Genomic DNA, 14,765 nt, shown 5'->3' with positions numbered 1-14,765 from the left:
AGGAACCCCTGATATGCCGCTTTCTTCGCAGTTACAGCAGCACTGGCAGACCGTTTGTGAACGCCTGCCTGAGTCGTTACCCGCGTCATCGTTAAGCGAGCAGGCGAAAAGCGTGCTCACGTTCAGTGATTTTGTGCAGGAGAGCGTCAGCGCTAACCCGGACTGGCTGGCAGAGCTGGAAAGCGCGCCGCCGCGGGCTGACGAGTGGCGGCATTATGCTGGCTGGCTGCAAACCGCGCTGGCAGAGGTGGCAGACGAAGCCACGCTGATGCGCGTTCTGCGTCAGTTCCGCCGCCGGGTGATGGTACGCATTGCCTGGGCGCAGGCGCTGGAGCTGGTGAGTGAAGAGAGCACCTTGCAGCAGTTGAGCGAGCTGGCGCAGACGCTGATCGTCGCCGCGCGGGACTGGCTCTACGCCGCCTGCTGTAAAGAGTGGGGCACGCCGTACAGCGAGGAAGGGGTTCCTCAGCCACTGTTGATCCTGGGGATGGGCAAGCTGGGCGGCTGCGAGCTGAACTTCTCCTCAGACATCGATCTGATTTTTGCCTGGCCCGAGAACGGCTCCACGCGCGGCGGCCGTCGCGAGCTGGACAATGCCCAGTTCTTTACTCGTCTGGGGCAGCGGCTGATTAAGGCGCTGGATCAGCCCACGCAGGATGGTTTTGTTTACCGCGTGGACATGCGCCTGCGTCCGTTTGGCGACAGCGGGCCACTGGTGCTGAGCTTTGCCGCGCTGGAAGATTACTACCAGGAGCAGGGTCGCGACTGGGAGCGTTACGCGATGGTCAAAGCGCGGATCATGGGCGACAGCGACGATGCCTACGCCAACGAGCTGCGCGCCATGCTGCGCCCGTTCGTGTTCCGCCGCTACATCGACTTCAGCGTGATCCAGTCCCTGCGAAATATGAAAGGGATGATTGCCCGCGAGGTGCGTCGCCGTGGCCTGAAAGACAACATCAAGCTCGGTGCTGGCGGTATTCGTGAGATCGAATTTATCGTCCAGGTCTTCCAGCTGATACGCGGCGGGCGTGAACCTTTTCTGCAATCCCGCTCGCTGCTGCCGACGCTAAGCGCTATCGATCAGCTGCATCTGCTGCCGGAAGGCGACGCGCAAACGCTGCGTGACTCTTATCTCTTCCTGCGTCGTCTGGAAAATTTGCTGCAAAGTATCAACGACGAACAGACCCAGACGTTGCCGGGCGATGAGCTGAACCGGGCGCGTCTGGCCTGGGGGATGCGGGTGGATGACTGGGCGGTGCTGACGCAACGGCTGGAAGCGCATATGGCGGGCGTGCGCCGCATCTTTAACGATCTGATCGGCGACGACGAAACTGAATCGCAGGACGATGCGCTCTCCGAGCACTGGCGCGAACTGTGGCAGGACGCGCTTCAGGAAGATGACACCACGCCGGTGCTGGCGCACTTAAGCGACGATGCCCGCCATCGCGTGGTGGCGTTGATTGCCGATTTCCGCCTCGAACTAAACAAACGCGCCATTGGCCCACGCGGTCGTCAGGTGCTGGATCATCTGATGCCGCATCTGCTGAGCGATGTCTGCTCCCGCGACGATGCGCCGGTGCCGCTGTCGCGCATGATGCCGCTGCTGAGTGGGATCGTCACGCGTACCACCTACCTTGAACTGTTAAGCGAGTTTCCCGGTGCGCTGAAGCACCTGATTTCCCTCTGCGCCGCCTCGCCGATGGTGGCGAACAAGCTGGCGCGTTATCCGCTGCTGCTGGACGAACTGCTCGACCCGAATACCCTCTATCAGCCGACGGCGACGGATGCCTATCGCGACGAGCTGCGTCAGTATCTGCTGCGCGTACCTGAAGAGGACGAAGAGCAACAGCTTGAGGCGCTACGTCAGTTTAAGCAGGCACAGATGCTGCGCGTGGCGGCGGCAGATATCGCCGGTACCCTGCCGGTAATGAAAGTGAGCGATCACTTAACCTGGCTGGCGGAAGCGATCATCGACGCGGTTGTCCACCAGGCGTGGGTGCAAATGGTAGCCCGCTACGGCCAGCCGAAGCACCTTGCTGACCGTGAAGGCCGCGGTTTTGCGGTGGTGGGGTACGGCAAGCTGGGCGGCTGGGAACTGGGCTACAGCTCCGATCTGGATCTGATTTTCCTCCACGACTGTCCGGCAGACGTCATGACCGACGGCGAACGTGAGATTGACGGACGGCAGTTCTACCTGCGCCTGGCCCAGCGCATCATGCACCTGTTCAGCACTCGCACCTCATCCGGCATTCTGTATGAAGTGGATGCGCGTCTGCGCCCGTCCGGCGCGGCAGGCATGCTGGTCACCTCGACGGAGGCTTTCGCCGACTATCAGAAGAACGAAGCCTGGACGTGGGAGCATCAGGCGCTGGTGCGCGCCCGCGTGGTGTATGGCGATCCGCAGCTCAAAACGCAGTTCGATGCGATCCGCAAGGCGGTCATGACGACCCCGCGCGAGGGCAGTACGCTGCAAACCGAAGTGCGGGAAATGCGGGAGAAGATGCGCGCGCACCTTGGCAACAAACATCGCGATCGCTTTGATATCAAAGCCGATGAAGGCGGGATTACCGATATTGAGTTTATCACTCAGTACCTGGTGCTGCTGCACGCGCACGATAAACCGAAGCTGACCCGCTGGTCGGATAACGTGCGCATACTGGAACTGCTGGCGCAGAACGACATTATGGATGAGCAGGAGGCGCAGGCCTTAACCCGCGCCTACACCACACTGCGTGATGAGTTGCACCATCTGGCATTACAGGAACAGCCGGGCCATGTGGCGCTGGACTGTTTCGCCGACGAACGCGCGCAGGTGACTACAAGCTGGCAGAAGTGGCTAGTGGAACCGTGCGTAACAAAACAAGTGTGATATTATCGCGCGCAAATTGTGAATCTTTCTGGAGTCAGGAATGAAAGTAACACTGCCAGAGTTTGAACGTGCTGGAGTTATGGTTGTCGGTGATGTGATGCTGGATCGCTACTGGTATGGGCCGACCAGCCGCATCTCTCCGGAAGCACCGGTACCGGTGGTAAAGGTCGACACCATTGAAGAGCGTCCCGGTGGCGCGGCAAACGTGGCGATGAACATAGCCTCTCTGGGCGCACATTCGCGTCTGGTTGGCCTGACCGGCATTGACGATGCGGCGCGTGCGCTGAGCAAGTCGCTGGCGGACGTGAATGTGAAGTGTGACTTCGTTTCTGTTCCGACCCACCCAACCATCACCAAGCTTCGCGTGCTGTCGCGTAACCAGCAGCTAATCCGCCTCGACTTTGAAGAAGGGTTCGAAGGCGTTGATCCCGAGCCGCTGCACGAGCGCATTAACCAGGCGTTGGGCAATATTGGCGCGCTTGTGCTGTCCGACTACGCGAAAGGCGCGCTGGCGAGCGTGCAGACCATGATCCAGCTGGCGCGTAAGGCCAGCGTACCGGTGCTGATCGACCCGAAAGGCACCGATTTTGAGCGCTATCGCGGCGCAACCCTGCTGACGCCAAACCTCTCTGAATTCGAAGCGGTGGCGGGCAAGTGCAAAACTGAAGAAGAGCTGGTTGAGCGCGGCATGAAAATCATCGCTGATTTCGAGCTGTCTGCGCTGCTGGTGACCCGTTCCGAGCAGGGCATGACGCTGCTGCAACCGGGCAAGGCGCCGCTGCATATGCCAACCCAGGCGCAGGAAGTGTACGACGTGACCGGTGCCGGTGATACGGTGATTGGCGTGCTGGCGGCGACGCTGGCGGCGGGTAACTCCCTGGAAGAAGCATGCTACTTCGCGAACGCCGCGGCGGGCGTGGTCGTCGGTAAACTCGGGACCTCCACCGTTTCGCCAATTGAGCTGGAAAACGCGGTGCGTGGGCGTGCGGATACCGGCTTTGGCGTCATGACCGAAGACGAGCTGAAAGTGGCCGTTGCCGCCGCGCGCAAACGCGGTGAAAAAGTGGTGATGACGAACGGCGTGTTCGACATCCTGCATGCGGGCCACGTGTCGTATCTGGCGAATGCGCGCAAGCTGGGCGACCGCCTGATTGTGGCGGTCAACAGCGATGCCTCAACCAAACGTCTGAAGGGTGAAACGCGTCCGGTTAACCCGCTGGAGCAGCGCATGATAGTGCTCGGCGCGCTGGAAGCGGTGGACTGGGTGGTCTCATTTGAAGAAGACACCCCGCAGCGCCTGATTGCCGGAATTTTGCCTGACCTGCTGGTGAAGGGCGGTGATTACAAACCAGAGCAAATCGCAGGTAGCGAAGAGGTCTGGGCGAATGGTGGTGAAGTAATGGTGCTCAACTTTGAGGACGGGTGTTCAACCACCAACATCATTAAGAAGATCCAGAAAGACAGTCAGTAAAAAACGGGCCTGTTGGCCCGTTCGTTTTTCACCCTCTCCCTGTGGGAGAGGGCTGGGGTGAGGGCATCAGGCCGCACTTATGCCTGGTCATCCACCGGTGGAATAGCTGGCGCTGGCTTCACTTCTTCCGGCGCATTGCGGTTTTCCAGCTCGGTCAAACGTTGTTCCAGCAGCGCCAGCTTCTCGCGGGTGCGCAGCAGCACCTGCGTCTGCACGTCAAACTCTTCGCGGCTGACTAAATCAAGGCGAACCAACTGTGCCTGCAACGTCTGGCGGATTTTCTTCTCAACGTCATCACCAAACTCACGAATACCTTTCGGCATGGACTCATGAACCTGACGCGCGATCTGCTCAATTTTCTTTGGGTCAATCATTGTCGTTTCCCTTGATGAAAAGGTGTTAGTGCCTATTGTAGCGTGTCATGCCGCGGGTTAAACAAAATTGTTTGAAGCTTATGCATTGCCCAGGGTAATCAATAGCGTTATAGTTATCTCGCTTATTCTCAGGGCGGGGCGAAATTCCCCACCGGCGGTAAATCAGCTTAACGCTGAAAGCCCGCGAGCGCTTTGGGTGAATTCTCAAAGGTCAGCAGATCCGGTGTAATTCCGGGGCCGACGGTTAGAGTCCGGATGGGAGAGAGTAACGATCCAGTCGGGCAAAGCCCGCTCACGTTATTTTTTTGCCGCTTGCACGGCGCTCCTAAGACTGCCCTGATTCTGGTAACCATAAAGTTAATGAGGTTTTTTTACCATGAATCAGACGCTACTTTCCTCTTTTGGCACTTCAACTCAACGTGTTGAACATGCACTGGATGCCCTGCGCGAAGGCCGCGGTGTGATGGTGCTTGACGATGAAAACCGTGAAAACGAAGGCGACATGATTTTTGCCGCCGAGAACATGACCGTTGAGCAGATGGCGCTGACCATCCGTCACGGTAGCGGCATCGTATGCCTGTGCATCACCGAAGACCGTCGCCAGCAGCTTGATCTGCCGATGATGGTTGAAAACAACACCAGCGCCTTTGGTACTGGCTTCACTGTGACCATTGAAGCGGCGCATGGCGTAACCACCGGTGTGTCGGCGGCTGACCGTCTGACCACCGTGCGTGCAGCGATTGCTGATGGTGCGAAACCTTCCGATCTGCACCGTCCTGGTCACGTCTTCCCGCTGCGCGCGCAGCCGGGCGGCGTGCTGACCCGTGGTGGTCATACCGAAGCGACCATCGATCTGGTGACGCTGGCTGGCTTCAAACCCGCAGGCGTGCTGTGCGAACTGACCAACGATGATGGCACCATGGCGCGTGCGCCGGAGTGCATCACCTTTGCGCGTCTGCACAATATGCCAGTGGTGACGATTGAAGATCTGGTTGAGTACCGCCGCGCGCACGAGCGCAAAGCCAGCTGAACATGCTGATGTAAAAAAGCCGGGGAAACCCGGTTTTTTTGTTTATAGTGGTAGTTAATTTTGAACAGTACCACGGTTTCGAACGGCCCGGACTGAATCGCTTTTCCTTCTTCCCGTGAAAGTTCAGCTGTGTAGTTTTGCTCAACATTCATCTTATCGCCCGTAAAATCGGCGTACTCTTTGTACTGGTTGAAGGTGTAAGGGGCCGTTCCGTTAAGAATACGCAGTTTTAACCCATTCCCTATCAGCACCGCAGTGTCGTCTGCGCTGAGCGTTTCGGTTGTGTAAAACGACGAGTCCATCTTAAATCCATCCGAGCACTGGGCATCCTGGACTTTGGTGGTTCGTATTGAAAACGTGCGCAAACGCGTCTGCTGATTCACGATGTCGCGCGCGCTGAAGGTGCCAAAGTCGATCTCCTGATTTTCAGGGAAAATGGTAAACGTCGCCCCGCAATCAAGCACCGTAATGTTTTGCAGTCCGTTGATGTGATACTTAAGGTTCTTCGCATCGGCCATCTGATTAACGCCGCCCTTACCGTCAAACTGCACAACGATGTAATCGCTGAGCGAGCTGACATAGCCATGTGGCGGCATAGCCTTAATTCTCACGAAAAGTCGTAAACGGGCGACGAACGTGCGCGTAATGTGGATATCATCCGGATTGCCAGAGCAGATGCGATTCTCCCAACCCATCTGGCGGATTTGATCCGGGGTGTAAATGGTGATGTTATCGTTGTCCAGGCACTGGCGGGTATCCACGCCGTTGGGCTGGCCTGTGGCATCGTAATCTATGCCTTCATAGGTGACGCCCAGTTCATAATAGGGATCGGTTGCGGCAGGATAAGGGTTTACCCAGGCAAAAACATCTTCCGGCTTGAAACCGCTTGTGACGTTATTGTCACACGTCACCGGAATTTTAATGTCATCAGACTCCCATATTTTTTGGCCAACCTGAGCGTTGCTGGGTATGGCAAAAGGGGAGATCGTTTTTGTCTCCTCGACGGGGCCGCCAGATCCACCCAGATAGCAGTTGAGCGCCAGCGCTTCTTTCAAAGGCAGCGCTGTAAGCAGCAATGTAAGCAGGAAACTAGTGAGCTTTCGCATCTTTATCGATTTTCCGTTCGTTAAGCTTACATTGCGCCGTTCCGGTGCACTGTACGTCGACTTTTTTCAGTGCGCCGTAATCGTCGATGTAGCCGATGCTGTAATAACTACCGTGGTAATCGCCGGTAGAGGCAGTTGCCGTGGCGAAAGGCGCAATCATCAGACTGTCAAAACCCGGCAGCATGGTTTTGGCATTTTTGCTCAGCCACGCCAGCGTGATGTAGTACGGCGTAGGGTTGTGGACCGTGAGCCCTTTCGCGTTGGCGGTAATTTCCATACGCATTTCAGTCAGTTCGCCAGATTTTTTGCGAATCGCTTCCGGACGCCAGAAGAGCTTAATTCGGCTCTGCATGGCAACCTGCATCACGCTGCGCTCCTCGCTGGCGCTGGTGCTTTTAGGCGGTACTTCACGCAGGTTGAAATAAAACAGCGATTCCCTGTCTTTTGGCAACTGGCGGGTAGCGGCTTGTTTAACAATTCTTACCTGCGACGAGGCGCCCGCTTCGATACGTTGAATGGGGGGAAGCGCCATAAAGTGCACATCTTCTTTTTGCCCCTTTTCATCTTCAATCCAGGAGAGCGCCAGATAAGGCAGCGCCTTGCTCTGGTTGTCCACTTTCAGGCTGCTGGCCTTGTCGCTTTCTGGAAAAACAATGCGCGTGCGGTCCAGGTTAATGGCCGCGTGGGCGGTAAATGTTGTGCTGATCAGCATCAGGCACAGGCTTTTAATCGGCGTTAATTTCATGATGATTTCTTACTGGCACGGCAGTATCAACTGCATACTGTTTTCTAAGTGAGAAGGTAACGAGAAGCGACACTGTTGGTTGTCGCCCCATGTCACGCGAAACTGCTGTTCTGGCTCAACGGCGCCGAGCCAGACGCGGCCTTCATCGGCCACCATCCCAACCTGTAAATTGCTTTCATCCAGGCGAACAATCGCCCCGAGTGGTGGTGTTCCTGACGACATCCGCAAAACGCCTGTTACGTCCTGACCTGCGCGCGTGGCAATCTGACGATAACCAATGGCCCCCTCAGTCCAGGTTGAGGTCACGACGCGGTTGTCCACGTCCACGCCATCCGGAAGGTTGTTCATATTGACCTGCACGCTGGAGGGGGAATAGCTGGAGAATGACGGTAAAACGCCGATGCCAAAACGGTTAGTTTCATCGCGCGACATGTTCAGCGGGATATGGCCTACCCCGTCGGTGCTGACCATTACGCGGGGTTCATTACCGTAACTGCGCCGGTGCAGCGCGGCGCCTTTCGCCGTTGAGGTGAAGGAACCGCTCCAGCTCGCGCTGAGGGAGTTATATTCGTTAGCTTTATAGCTGCCGGAGAGATTGAGATCGCCGTACGCAGAATAATGCTGATAATTCCCGCTGACCTGCGCGCCGGAATCTGGCTTCCCGCTCTCCGTACCTGCGGAAACGCCCCAGGTATTATTGCGATCCGACGTGTCATACCACGACACGTTATGGCTCAGCGTGTCGCTGTTACGCAGGTCATAGTTAAGTCGATGATCGGGATCGAGCGGTACGCTGAGCGAGAGATAAAACTGAGTATCGTCATTTTCGTCTTCCTCCTCGTAATGCGTTTTACTCCAGGACAGGGTTACGCCAAGGTTCTTCCAGCGACCTATATCAAAGTTGTAGCCCGCCGTGATGCTGCCGGTCGTGGAGGGTGAATCATTCCACCATGTCTGACGCAGCATATTGACGTACAGGTTCAGGGATAACGCTGAAATGTACTGGCTTGCCGTCACGCTCAGGGTTTGTTTTTCCGACTGGCGGTCACCGTTGTCATAATCCAGGTAGCGGGCGTAGCTCAAAAACTGTGGGTCTGAGTAGCGGTAGCTGGCGAGCGTAAGCTGACTGCCGGTGGTATCGAAACGCTTGCTGTAGTTAATGCGATAGCTGTAACCCGTCTGGCTGCGCTGGTGTGGCAGCTGGCTGGTAGCCTGCGTGACGTCAAAAGAGAGCGCCCCCAGCCAGGCCATATTCTGGCCGATCCCGGCAGCGACGGAACGATAACGGTCGCCATCGGCCAGCGTGCCGCCATACAGAGAGGTGTGCGACAGCATGCCCCAGGAAAATTCGCCGCTCATGAAGGCATTATCTTCAACATCATGGGAGGCGCCCTGGCGCGCTTTACCCGCCGCGAGCTTATAGCGCACCTGGCCCTTGCGCGTTAAAAACGGCACGGATTCAGCCGAGACCTGGAAGGTGTTGACGCGTCCGTCTTCTTCCGTGACTTTGACGTCCAGCGTGCCCTGAACCGACTGGTTAAGATCCTGAATAACAAAGGGTCCTGGTGGCACTTTACTCTGGTAAATCACGCGATCGGCAAGGCTTACGGCCACGGTGGCATTGGTTTGTGCTATTCCGGTAATCTGTGGGGCATAGCCGCGCAGCGACCATGGCAGCATACGTTCATCGCTGATTAGCGATGCGCCGGTGTAGGTGAAGGCGTCAAAAATGGAGGACTGGAAATCCGTTTCACCCAGCGTCAGTTTCGCACCGATCGAGGGCAGAGGGCGGAACATATACACGCGTGAAAAACGGCCATCCTGCTCTGAGCCTGCTTCAGTATCGCTTCGCGTGTACTGGTAATCGCTTCGCAGACGCCACGCGGCCATGTTCGCACCGGCGGTACCATAGGTATTGGCGTTGTCATTGCTGCCGCTGCTATTGGGCTGATAATGGCTGGCAAAAAGATTGTAATCCAGCAGTACGCCTGGCACGCCGTTGTCCCAGGTGGATGGCGGCATCCAGTCAACCGCACGGTATTGCAGCCACGCCTGGGGGATCGTTACTTTCAGGGTCTGGCTGCCTTGCTCAAAAGTAAATTTGATGTCTGGTCTGGTGGCGAAATCAACGCATCCCTCTTTTTCCGGCAAAGCGTGACGAACGTCATCCTGCAATGCGAATGTATCGGCCAGCGCGGGGGGAATACAGACCTGAACTGCGTTATTTATTTCTCGCCAGCGAAGCTGCCAGCCATTTGCCAGCGGAATATCATTAACTGAAACCGTAACGAAATAGCTTCCCGGCGTAACCGATATTTGATCTTTAAAACGTGATAAATCGACGCTGCCGCGCTGATCTTTATCGATGGCGTTTATATTAAATTCAGTGGCAGAGGCAACTATCGTCATTAACAGGGACGCAATGATGATTATCCATTGTACTTTGTATGTCATCATCCTGTTACTCGAATAAATAAAGAGTGCCGACCGGCATGGATTGCCAGTCGGCTGATACCGTGACGTAACGGAATTATTTGTACATCAGGACGTAGTTAGCCGTGGCTTCAACCTGGCCTGCCGTCGCAGTTTTACCTGTTGGGACTTCCATAACCGCTTTGAAATGCAGCGTCTGGGTGGTTGAACCCGCCAGCAGATCAAGCACGTTTGGCTGACCAAGCGTGATGTTGCCTTCCGCGTTATCCAGCAGACGGACGCCCACGTTCTGCGCACCGTTTGCAAAGGTGTTGCTCATCAGGCTGGTATCCGTCGCATCTGTCGCTGCGCTGGTAAAGGTCACTTCCACTTTAGTAATTGGCGTGTCGGTTTCGTCTGCCGGATCGTCAAGCTGGCAGTTTTCCAGATTGATATCGACCGGAACCGGCGTGGATTTTTTGTTGGCGTTGATAACGGCCGTAGTCACTTCACCCAGGTCGACTTCTTTATCAACGCTGTCTGGAGCGATGCTGCATGGTGCGTCAATAACCACGCCTTTGAATTTGATTTTGCCTGAGCCTTGATCATCAGCAAACGCAGAACCCGATACAATGGCAGCCATAGCTGCCGCTAACAGCAATTTTTTACCCATATACATGAAAATATCCTTTTTCAGATTGATTCGTAATGTGAATATTAATTTCAGAATACTCGCAAAGTATACGGATTGGGGCGGGGAGACGCGATTAACGTGACTTAAATATATTTTTAGATGGTTTTAATTAATATTTTCAGGCTATCTGAAGAGGCTTCTTTTTTCGGGGTTTTAATAGATTTATATTTTGTGGGTTATTATATGTAAAATATATAGGATTGTTTTTTTGAATAATATAAAGCCTCCGTATAAAAACGGAGGCATTTATTCTTAGCCAATACCTGCCGTTTGCAGCAGAACCAGGCTCATCCCCATCACTGACATTCCACACAGCACGCCGTAGCTTGGGTTATTGTTGGGATCGATCTCTTTTGCCAGCGGCATCAGCTCATCGACAGAGAGCGCGACCATAATCCCGGCCACGGCAGCCATAATTGCAGCCATTACAACCGGGGATACGAGGCTACCGAGGATCAGCCACGCCAGCACGCCGCCGAGAATTTCAGCCATGCCGGAGATACCTGCCCAAAAGACAGCTGTACGTTTTGAACCCGTGGCGGCATAAACGGGCCCGGCAACGGCAAGTCCTTCAGGAATATTGTGCAAAGCCACGGCCAGCGCCACACCAAAACCCATTTCCAGGTTGCTGCTGGCCGTGACATAGGTGGCGATACCTTCCGGAAAGTTATGCAGGCTGATACCCAGCGTCAGCAGAATGGCCGTGCGTTTGATATTTCCCGGAATGGGGGTAACGCTTTTTTGCATTAAATCCTGCGGGTGCGCGTGAGGAAGAATACGGTCGAGTGCAAAATAACCCAGCAGGCCAATGATAAACATGCCATAGCCCAGAACAGGCGACATCCCTTCGGTGTGAAGCGCGGCGGGCAGCATCTCCATCAGCGAGATAAGCAGCATGATCCCGGCGGCGAAACCCAGCGAGAAGGCCAGCAGGCGATTAGAGGGTTTTTGCCCGAGTACCCCGAGGAACGCACCGATAAAGGTTGCGGCGCCCGCAAGTATGGTCAAAATCAACGGTACTGACATGCATTCTCCTTAAGCGATATCTGGCATTCAAATTTCCTGATGATGATCTTCACGGTTATCTGCGTTCATCTTCACCTGAATGCGCGTAATGTAGGCCCATCACATTGACACCTCCTCTAAGGATATCACCATGTCTTCTTCTCGTATGCCAGCACTGTTTTTAGGCCATGGCAGCCCAATGAACGTCCTGGAAGATAACGTCTATACCCGCGCCTGGCGTCAGTTGGGTGAGACGTTACCGCGTCCGAAGGCAATTGTGGTGGTCTCTGCGCACTGGTTTACCCGGGGTACCGGCGTGACGGCCATGGAAACGCCAAAAACGATTCATGATTTTGGCGGCTTTCCGCAGGCGCTGTATGACACGCATTATCCTGCGCCGGGCTCCCCTGAGCTGGCGCAGCGGCTGGTTGAGCTGCTTGCCCCTGTTCCGGTTGCGCTGGACAAAGAAGCCTGGGGCTTTGACCATGGCTCATGGGGGGTGTTGATCAAAATGTATCCGGATGCCGATATTCCGATGGTACAACTGAGTATCGACAGCACCAAACCAGCTGCCTGGCACATGGAGATGGGGCGTAAGCTGGCTTCGCTTCGTGATGAGGGCATCATGCTGATTGCCAGTGGCAACGTGGTACACAATCTGCGTACGGTACGCTGGCACGGTGAAAATACGCCGTACCCCTGGGCAACAGCCTTTAATGACTATGTAAAAGACAACCTGGCCTGGCAAGGGCCGGTCGAACGGCACCCTTTGGTGAACTATCTGGAGCACGATGGCGGTTCGCTCTCTAACCCGACGCCGGAACACTTCTTGCCATTGCTGTATGTATTAGGCGCATGGGACGGTCAGGAGGTTATTACAACCCCGGTCGACGGCATTGAGATGGGGAGTTTGAGTATGCTGTCGGTGCAGGTGGGGTAAACACATGCCCGGTGACGCTGCGCTTACCGGGCCTACGCTCGACATGTAGGCCGGGTAAGGTGAAGCCGCCACCCGGCAAGTCTTACTCGACGAAAATATGCGGGTAGAAACGCGACAGATCCTGCGTAATCAGCGCGCGATCTTCGCGAATGCCAATCCCGGCAGGCTGATCGTTAATAAGCCAGCTGCCGATCAGCGTATAGCTGTCGCCAAACTTCGGCAGTTGATAAAACGCCTGGACGATCATCCCTTCTTCACCGTACGGCCCTTCAACTGCTTCCAGCGTTTTACCGTTTTCGATAATCGAGACGTTTGCCCCTTCACGGGAGAAGATTGGCTTAACGACGTATTTCTCCATCGGTGGGAAATCATCTTCGGCAAAATAAGCAGGCAGCAGGTTCGGGTGATTCGGGAACATCTCCCACAGCATCGGCAGCAGGGCTTTATTGGAGATAATGCTCTTCCAGGCTGGTTCCAGCCAGCGCACGCCAGCGTCTTCCAGTTTGGTAGAGAACATTTCCCGCAGCATGTATTCCCACGGATAGAGCTTGAACAGGTTGCTGATCACCTGATCCTGCATGTCCGTAAACTGACCTTTTTCACCTAAACCGATATCTTCGATATAGAGAAATTCCGTCGCCACTTCCGCTTCGGCTGCGCAGTCCTGCAAATACTGAACCGTACCGCGGTCTTCTTCGGTATCGCGGCAGCAGGCGAGGTGCAACAGGTTGAAACCGTGCTGTTCACGCAGTTCGACGAAACGTTCAATCAGCTTTTCCTGAAGGCTGTTGAACTGATCGCTGCCTTCCGGCAAGTTTCCGGCATTCGCCTGATCTTCCAGCCAGATCCACTGGAAGAACGCGGCTTCGTACAGGGAGGTTGGCGTATCTGCGTTGTTTTCTAAAAGCTTCGGTTCACCCACGCCATCCCATGCCAGATCGAGGCGAGAGTAGAGCGAAGGCTGGTTCGTTTTCCAGGACTGACGAACAAAGCTCCAGGTGTGCTTCGGAATGCGGAATTTGGTCATCAGCTCATCGCTGTCGATGACTTTCTCAACCACCTTCAGGCACATCTGGTGCAGCTCTGCGGTCACTTCTTCAAGCTTTTCGACCTGAGCAAGCGTGAGCTTATAGTAAGCATCTTCACACCAGTACGGCTCGCCGTACATGGTGTGAAAGTTGAAACCGTATTCGGTGGCTTTTTCGCGCCAGTCCGGGCGCTCGGCAATACTGACTCGTTCCATGATCAGCCGCCCATTGAGCGAGTTGAGGAGCCGGTCGCACTACGCTGCATGGTGGTTTGTTTGGCAACAGACTCACCGAAGCCGCCACGGGTAATGGTGCTGGTGGTGGCTGGTTTCGGCGCCATTGCGGTTTTCGGTACGGTCATCGTACGGCCAGGCGTTGCAGCACCGTAACCCTTGCCGGTGGCATCGGTGTATTTCCCGTAGGCCGGGCTGTTCGGGTTTTTGGAGCTAAACAGCGGCTGCTGCTGGTAGCCCGCACCGCCGCTCATCAAACGGCCCATCATATAACCCGCCATCAGCGGCATCCAGAAGCTGCCGCTGGACTGTGCCTGCGCCTGGTTTTCCGGTGCCATACCCGCCTGAGCAGGTGCCTGCTGGCACTGGCCTTCACCGAATTCGGCTACACAGTCTTCGCGTGAGGCATATTTCGGCGCGGTACGTTCCGCTTCTTTCAGGGCGTTGTTATACGCCGTCGTACACTCAGCGGCTTTACCGGTTGCGCTCGCGCAGTCGTCGGCGTTTTGATACAGCGAAACCGTTTCGTCGTTTTGCTCACAGCCTGCCAGCATAAAGACGGCGGTGACCGCCAGCGCGACAGGTGTCAGGTGGCGTGCGTTCCAGCTTTTGCGGAACGACGCGTGATTCATCGTTTTTGTCCGTTTCATATTTGTCTTCCAGGACCCAGTGGTAATAACGCTCAGGATAGAGGATGAGTGGTTGAAAATGAAGCGACGAGGGGCGAAATCCGGGGGATCTTTACGTTGGCTTACGTTCGGGGGGGATTAATGTGCTCCCTCTCCCTGTGGGCTGAGGGTTCCCCAGAAAAATGAAAAGCACGATGAAGTGTGATCTACTGGTTGCGCTAACAAATCA

General features: G+C 55.5%; 11 protein-coding genes, 1 pseudogene and 1 riboswitch. Of the genes and pseudogenes, 4 read left to right on the top strand and 8 right to left on the bottom strand.

The window, feature by feature from the left end; translation table 11 throughout:
* The first annotated feature begins 13 nt into the window (after positions 1-13).
* Positions 14-2,869, top strand: coding sequence for a bifunctional [glutamate--ammonia ligase]-adenylyl-L-tyrosine phosphorylase/[glutamate--ammonia-ligase] adenylyltransferase (gene glnE, locus ACOTYB_RS15080; RefSeq protein WP_409248949.1), 2,856 nt, complete (start codon positions 14-16; stop codon positions 2,867-2,869).
* Positions 2,870-2,909: 40 nt separating this feature from the next.
* A complete protein-coding gene (hldE, locus tag ACOTYB_RS15075) occupies positions 2,910-4,340 on the top strand; it encodes a bifunctional D-glycero-beta-D-manno-heptose-7-phosphate kinase/D-glycero-beta-D-manno-heptose 1-phosphate adenylyltransferase HldE (RefSeq protein WP_003862540.1) in 1,431 nt (476 codons plus the stop codon).
* Between the two features lie 77 nt (positions 4,341-4,417).
* Here the strand turns inward: hldE and ubiK are convergent, their stop codons facing one another.
* Positions 4,418-4,714, bottom strand: a complete 297-nt coding sequence (gene ubiK, locus ACOTYB_RS15070) for a ubiquinone biosynthesis accessory factor UbiK (RefSeq protein ID WP_003862539.1) — start codon at positions 4,712-4,714, stop codon at positions 4,418-4,420.
* 120 nt (positions 4,715-4,834) lie between these two features.
* Positions 4,835-4,985, top strand: a riboswitch (FMN riboswitch).
* A 105-nt stretch (positions 4,986-5,090) separates the two neighbouring features.
* Between ubiK and ribB the strand changes: the two genes are divergently transcribed.
* A complete protein-coding gene (ribB, locus tag ACOTYB_RS15065) occupies positions 5,091-5,744 on the top strand; it encodes a 3,4-dihydroxy-2-butanone-4-phosphate synthase (RefSeq protein ID WP_003862538.1) in 654 nt (217 codons plus the stop codon).
* Between the two features lie 47 nt (positions 5,745-5,791).
* Here ribB and ACOTYB_RS15060 read toward each other — a convergent pair.
* The 5 genes and pseudogenes from ACOTYB_RS15060 to zupT form a co-directional block, all read right to left on the bottom strand.
* Positions 5,792-6,850 (bottom strand): annotated as a pseudogene (locus ACOTYB_RS15060) (fimbrial protein); the annotation flags it as partial.
* Positions 6,834-7,595 carry a fimbrial biogenesis chaperone gene (locus ACOTYB_RS15055; RefSeq protein ID WP_023323755.1) on the bottom strand — a complete coding sequence of 254 codons (762 nt, stop codon included), beginning with the start codon at positions 7,593-7,595 and terminating at the stop codon, positions 6,834-6,836. The gene ACOTYB_RS15055 and the pseudogene ACOTYB_RS15060, both read right to left, overlap by 17 nt.
* 9 nt (positions 7,596-7,604) lie before the next feature.
* Entirely contained in the window at positions 7,605-10,049 is a 2,445-nt protein-coding gene (locus ACOTYB_RS15050; protein WP_220153887.1) for a fimbria/pilus outer membrane usher protein, read from the bottom strand.
* Positions 10,050-10,125: 76 nt separating this feature from the next.
* The gene (locus ACOTYB_RS15045; RefSeq protein WP_003862529.1) at positions 10,126-10,686 is read right to left on the bottom strand and encodes a fimbrial protein; all 561 of its coding nucleotides are present in this window, start codon (positions 10,684-10,686) and stop codon (positions 10,126-10,128) included.
* Between the two features lie 267 nt (positions 10,687-10,953).
* Positions 10,954-11,727: a zinc transporter ZupT gene (zupT, locus tag ACOTYB_RS15040; protein ID WP_220153349.1), complete on the bottom strand. Its 774-nt coding sequence runs from the start codon at positions 11,725-11,727 to the stop codon at positions 10,954-10,956.
* Positions 11,728-11,857: 130 nt separating this feature from the next.
* Here zupT and ygiD point away from each other — a divergent pair, with 130 nt between their 5' ends.
* A complete protein-coding gene (gene ygiD / locus ACOTYB_RS15035) occupies positions 11,858-12,646 on the top strand; it encodes a 4,5-DOPA dioxygenase extradiol (RefSeq protein ID WP_058656458.1) in 789 nt (262 codons plus the stop codon).
* Between the two features lie 82 nt (positions 12,647-12,728).
* On the opposite strand, the gene ACOTYB_RS15030 is transcribed toward ygiD, so the two are convergent.
* Positions 12,729-13,889 carry a glutathionylspermidine synthase family protein gene (locus tag ACOTYB_RS15030; protein ID WP_023314866.1) on the bottom strand — a complete coding sequence of 387 codons (1,161 nt, stop codon included), beginning with the start codon at positions 13,887-13,889 and terminating at the stop codon, positions 12,729-12,731.
* Positions 13,890-13,891: 2 nt separating this feature from the next.
* Positions 13,892-14,557: a DUF1190 family protein gene (locus ACOTYB_RS15025; protein ID WP_003862522.1), complete on the bottom strand. Its 666-nt coding sequence runs from the start codon at positions 14,555-14,557 to the stop codon at positions 13,892-13,894.
* Between the last annotated feature and the right edge of the window lie 208 nt (positions 14,558-14,765).

Origin of the sequence: Enterobacter cloacae complex sp. IR5450 (assembly GCF_049238665.1) — a bacterium.
In the GTDB taxonomy this organism is placed as follows: Bacteria; Pseudomonadota; Gammaproteobacteria; order Enterobacterales; family Enterobacteriaceae; genus Enterobacter; species Enterobacter hormaechei_C.
This window is presented reverse-complemented; position numbering and strand designations above follow the sequence as displayed.

What these genes read in the sequence shown, in the direction of transcription:
- glnE (WP_409248949.1), top strand. Translation starts at nt 14, where the DNA reads ATGCCGCTTTCTTCGCAGTTACAGCAGCACTGGCAGACCGTTTGTGAA.
- hldE (WP_003862540.1), top strand. Translation starts at nt 2,910, where the DNA reads ATGAAAGTAACACTGCCAGAGTTTGAACGTGCTGGAGTTATGGTTGTC.
- ubiK (WP_003862539.1), bottom strand. Translation starts at nt 4,714, where the DNA reads ATGATTGACCCAAAGAAAATTGAGCAGATCGCGCGTCAGGTTCATGAG.
- ribB (WP_003862538.1), top strand. Translation starts at nt 5,091, where the DNA reads ATGAATCAGACGCTACTTTCCTCTTTTGGCACTTCAACTCAACGTGTT.
- ACOTYB_RS15055 (WP_023323755.1), bottom strand. Translation starts at nt 7,595, where the DNA reads ATGAAATTAACGCCGATTAAAAGCCTGTGCCTGATGCTGATCAGCACA.
- ACOTYB_RS15050 (WP_220153887.1), bottom strand. Translation starts at nt 10,049, where the DNA reads ATGACATACAAAGTACAATGGATAATCATCATTGCGTCCCTGTTAATG.
- ACOTYB_RS15045 (WP_003862529.1), bottom strand. Translation starts at nt 10,686, where the DNA reads ATGTATATGGGTAAAAAATTGCTGTTAGCGGCAGCTATGGCTGCCATT.
- zupT (WP_220153349.1), bottom strand. Translation starts at nt 11,727, where the DNA reads ATGTCAGTACCGTTGATTTTGACCATACTTGCGGGCGCCGCAACCTTT.
- ygiD (WP_058656458.1), top strand. Translation starts at nt 11,858, where the DNA reads ATGTCTTCTTCTCGTATGCCAGCACTGTTTTTAGGCCATGGCAGCCCA.
- ACOTYB_RS15030 (WP_023314866.1), bottom strand. Translation starts at nt 13,889, where the DNA reads ATGGAACGAGTCAGTATTGCCGAGCGCCCGGACTGGCGCGAAAAAGCC.
- ACOTYB_RS15025 (WP_003862522.1), bottom strand. Translation starts at nt 14,557, where the DNA reads ATGAAACGGACAAAAACGATGAATCACGCGTCGTTCCGCAAAAGCTGG.